This window comes from Robiginitalea sp. (genome assembly GCF_049588695.1).
Taxonomy (GTDB): Bacteria; Bacteroidota; Bacteroidia; order Flavobacteriales; family Flavobacteriaceae; genus Robiginitalea.
Genome location: NZ_JBAVZJ010000087.1, coordinates 1 through 4,761, shown reverse-complemented (window position 1 = coordinate 4,761; position 4,761 = coordinate 1). Strand labels below are relative to the sequence as shown.

The 4,761-nt window shown below is 49.3% G+C and carries 4 protein-coding genes; all 4 read right to left on the bottom strand.

Translation table 11 applies throughout. The features are described 5' to 3' along the window. The coding region (locus tag WBV75_RS01820; RefSeq protein WP_424118948.1) for an amidohydrolase family protein at positions 1-767 on the bottom strand (767 nt) is incomplete at its 3' end. 58 nt (positions 768-825) lie between these two features. Continuing rightward, positions 826-2,982 (bottom strand): M14 family zinc carboxypeptidase, encoded by a 2,157-nt coding sequence (locus WBV75_RS01815; protein WP_424118949.1) that lies wholly within the window; start codon positions 2,980-2,982, stop codon positions 826-828. Positions 2,983-2,985: 3 nt separating this feature from the next. Further along, positions 2,986-3,342 carry a hypothetical protein gene (locus WBV75_RS01810; protein ID WP_424118947.1) on the bottom strand — a complete coding sequence of 119 codons (357 nt, stop codon included), beginning with the start codon at positions 3,340-3,342 and terminating at the stop codon, positions 2,986-2,988. Positions 3,343-3,438: 96 nt separating this feature from the next. After that, a complete protein-coding gene (locus tag WBV75_RS01805) occupies positions 3,439-4,653 on the bottom strand; it encodes a sensor histidine kinase (RefSeq protein ID WP_424118946.1) in 1,215 nt (404 codons plus the stop codon). Positions 4,654-4,761 lie beyond the last annotated feature (108 nt).

Below are 4,761 nucleotides of genomic sequence, written 5' to 3'. Positions count from 1 at the left end.
CGGTCTTCAAAAAGTGCTTCGGGGAGTCCGTACCAGTGTTCCATGCTGGTCAGGCCTGCACGCGCTGAATTCAATACATTCCATCGGGCCACGTCCAGTTGGGCGTGATGGCAGGCAGATCGGAGTCCGAGTTTTTTATTTTCGTCCAGGGCGGCGCTCATAATTTCAGGAGCTGCCCCAAAAAACTTAATACCATCTGCCCCTTTTTTGGCATTCGAACGTACCCATTCCCGGGCTTGTTCTCCAGTGGTAATAGGTTCTTCCATTCCCTGTCCAAAACCGGTATAGACAAAGATCCTGGGGGCTACAATACTATTGGCTTCACTCTTACGCTTTAGATCCATTGAAATATCAACGCCCCGGCCGCTGGGTTCTCTTACCGTTGTGATCCCATGCGCCATCCACAGTTTAAAAACATAATCGGGTTCGGCCCCCTGTGCTTTTCCTCCGATATGTCCGTGCATATCTACAAAACCAGGTAGTACATACATACCTTCGGCCTGTATCTCGCGACCTCCTTTTTTCAGTACAGGTCGCCGATCGGCCTCAATGGCAACCCCGGGATATCCAACGACACTGACTTTTGTAATCCGGTTATTTTCAATGACAATATCCACTGGGCCCTGTGGAGGCGCCCCATTGCCATTGATCAGGGTGGCACCGCGGATAATAAGCTGGTTAAACGGACCTTCTGAAAAAGATTCCTGGGCCCTGGAAATACCCGATATGAGAAGGAGGGCGGTCAAAAAGAGAACTGTATTTTTCATAGTTTACAAATTGGTTGGTTTTTGGGACTTGCCAGAAAAGGGAGTATTTCGATAAGATTTATTCTGGCACCCGGATGTGATTTCCCAAAAACAAGGCGTTTAAAAACAAACGATTGGTGCCATACCACGAACCCCGAAAGTTGGGGTTGTCGGCAAACAGCACAACCCGACCCCTTCCCTGGGCGCCCACCAGTAAAGAGGCAGATTTGGCGAGGAAGTCACTTTGGTTTTTAGTACTGAGATACCCATCGATATGGGCATTTTCGGCATACTGGCCAACAGTGGCATAGGGATTTTTGCTGGGCTGTATCCATACTTCATTGTTTTTGTAGACCGGAAGCTGTGAATCTGTATACCCGAAAGCCAGGGGATGCGTCAGGTCTAGGTTGATTCTGAGAATGACCCCACCGACGCTTTCTTTGCCCAGGTTCTCTTCGGCGTCTCCGTAAGGCAGTCGCTTCACTTGCTCTGTGCTATCCTGGGCAGCTTCGACCAAATCACCATCGATCCATTTATTTTCTATGGCCGTTTGCGAAGCCCTCCCAATCGTGATTAGGGTGTTGCCCTTTGCAACCCATTCCCGGATTCGCTCTTTTTCACTGTCGTTCCATCTGTAGCGACCGCTCACCATCACCAGGGTGTTATATTGGTCCAGATTGGTTCCCCGGAAATCCCTCAGCGGTATTTTGGTGATGGGCATATGTACCCGGGTATCGAGTAAATGCCAGACTTCCCCGGCTTCGTAGGAACGCACGCCTTCTCCGATAAGCATAGCGGCCTTGGGTTGTTTTAAAGGCCGGGTATACCGACTTCCCAAATCCACTCCCTTCAGGTGGTAACCGCTGGCAACGGCGTATGAAGGTACCCGAAAAGTATCCTGGGCTTCCTTGAGTAGTTTATGGACTTCCTGTGGTGTTTTGTCCTGGAGCGACACCGGGAGTACCAGGGTTCCCGGGGTAAAAGACATTTCGACACCCCCTACGGAGGTCGTAAACGCCCTGAAAGCGCTGCTGAGGACGATTCCCTGGGACTGCAGGTGGTAGAGCATTGCCGGCGCATTGTAGTCCTGCCAATTGATCAGGTAGGCGTAATCCGAATAGGGAACCGCTGGTACGGGATACAGGTCTTCGATATCAGTAATGCGCTCCCCCCGGTCCACGGAACGCAGCGGGCTGTATTTCATGTTGTAGAAATTGGCAACGGACCAGGCAGAAGCATCGTAAAAGACACTATCCCTGTAGGTGTCATAGGTTTCGAAAAACGTCTGGACCATCCGGTATTGTGGTTGATTTGTTGGAATAACAATGGCGTCTTCCCCTTCCTTGTACACTTCGATTTTGTGGATCAGCAGCTTATCGATAAAGGCCTTCAGCCGATTCTTGTCGTATTTCTCTTCTACTCTGTACGCCCCGATTCGCCCTTCGGAAGCATTCTTAAGTCCGCTTTTAAAGAAGTCCTTTTGATACGCTCTCAGCAGGGCTTTGTTTTCTACGGCGGCCTTTACCGTGGTCATACTGGAAACGAGTTGATTCCGGATCGTAAAAGGGAAAGTGATTTCCCCGAAAGGTGTTTTCTGGGCATGTCCCCTGGAACTGGCTTGCTCAAATAGCAATCCAAGGCCTCCCTGCAGGTCCGGATAGGACGAGCCATATCCCGGATAAGTACCGTCAAAAACTTCCCTGGTGAAATAGAGCGACCCGATACTGTCCAGGGATTTTGAAAAATAGGAACCAAAGAGGTTGTTGAGATCTTCGTAATTCTCACGGGGCATGATCGGGTTCAACGAGCCATTGGCCTTCATCGGTTCAAAAAAATAGGTGCTCTGGGTTCCCATTTCGTGAAAATCTGTGACCACATTCGGATACCACTTATGATACCACGTCAGTTTTCCGCGGCTCTCCGGATTTATAGCGAGTAGCCAATCGCGGTTCAGGTCGAACCAGTAATGATTAGTTCGCCCGCCCGGAAAGTATTCGTTGTGCTCCGCATCCTGCGGGTCCGCAACCAGGGGGTTACCCCGGTAGGAATTGGCCCACTGGGTGTGCCGGTCCCGTCCATCCGGATTGATTGTGGGGTCGATAAACACTACCGCTTCCTTTCGAAAACGCTGGATCAGCGGGTGCTTTGAAGCTACCAGGATATAGGCGCTGAGTAAGGCCGCCTCTGAACTTGAAGGTTCATTTCCGTGTACGTTGTATCCGAGTTGAACAAATATGGGTTATTCCGCCTGGGGATCAGTGGTTTGGGACGGATCTGTAAACGCCAGGTGCTGCCGCTGCAGGGCTTCGATATTTTGGAGTTGTCCGGGTTCACTCACCCGTAACATCACGAGCTTGCGTTTCTCATGGGTGTACCCGTAGGTTTCAATATCGGCATTTTCTGAGACCTCCGCCAGGGTTTCCAAATAGTGTACGATGCGGTCGTGGCGGGTGTGGTACTCCCCAATGCCATATCCGAGAAAAGCTTCAGGAGAAGGAATTGCTTCATCGTACGGTTCGTATTGTTTCAAAAAATAATCCTGGGCTTGTACAGGGAGGAAAACAATTGTCAGAATGAAAATCAACGGGATGCGCATAGGTTGGGGCTTAGTTTGGTTTTTCCGAATAAATATAGGTATTCTCTCCGGTCCGGCCTGAAAGTATAACGGGTACGTGCTTTCTGTCAAAGGCGCTCAGGCCATAGAGTGAAAAGGGTCCTGCCGTACTTCCTCGAAGCGGATGATATAATTGGTTCCACGTTTGGAGAGGTCCCGGATAACGGAACCTTTGAGTTGCCTGCTGAGGTTGTGTATGAGTTTTAATCCAAGGGATTTGGAGGTTTTATAATCCATGTTTTCGGGATAACCTACCCCGTCATCTCCAATCCGGAGTACGTACCCCTGTTCATCCTCTTTTTCCAATGAAATACTGATCTCACCGGTATCCCTACCTTCAAATCCGTATTTCAGGGCGTTGGTGACGGCTTCGTTAATGAGCAGGCCCAGTGGCAGGGCCGTATCGATCCCCAACTCAACTTCGGGGATATCGATCCGTAGCCGGATGTCCGTGTCGGATCCTTTTACAGATTTTACAAGATAATCCGCCAGTTGCTGGACATAGGTACTGTATTCGATGCAGGAGAGATCTTCGCGCATATAGAGCATTTCGTGCACCATGGCCATACAAACCACCCGGTTTTGACTGCTTCGTATCTGGCTTAAGGTATGCGGATCCTCGACCGCCCTGCCCTGCATCCGAAGAAGGCTCGAGACGGTTTGTAAATTGTTTTTAACGCGATGATGTACCTCTTTAAGAAGCATTTCCTTTTCATTGGCCTTTTGCTCCATTTCCTCCTTTCCCCTGTAGAGGTCATGGAGGTTTGAGATGAGTCTTTTCCCAAATACACTACCCAGGACAACCAGGAAAAACAGGAAAACCAGGGCAGAGAAAAGCGGTTCCTTCCCGACAGTGACCGTACTTTCAAAGGATTCAAAAGCCGGGTGAAAGATGAGTAGTGACCCGATAAAAAGAACAGCGCCTGCCAAATAAAGATTCCCTATTGAAGTTTTGACCAGGTATCCGCCAAGAATAAAGAGGGCAAATACACTGATAAAAGGGCTGGAAACACCCCCTGTGTAAAGGCTTATCCCAAAAACAACCAGATAACCAAGGCCATTGATCAATAAATAAGGCAGCGGCTTTTCCGGGAAGCGCCGAAGGAAGGCAAACTGTAAACCAAAAATCAGCGCAAGGGCAATGAGCAGCAGGGGGAGGGGTTGTAAGACCTCGAGAAAATACCAACTTACAGCTGCCAGCAAAACACAACCGATTGCTGCAAAAAGACTCGTGTTTTGCAAAAGGTGGGAAGCATCCTGTGACCGCTGCAGGTGCTTTCGTTTTTTTTCCATTCTGATAAAAAACGGCTTAGGCGGCATAGGCGGCAGTGGGGACTAATGAGGGTATAGATTTACAGAAGTAAAACTACTTCTTATTGCAATAGTATCAAAATAGGGATG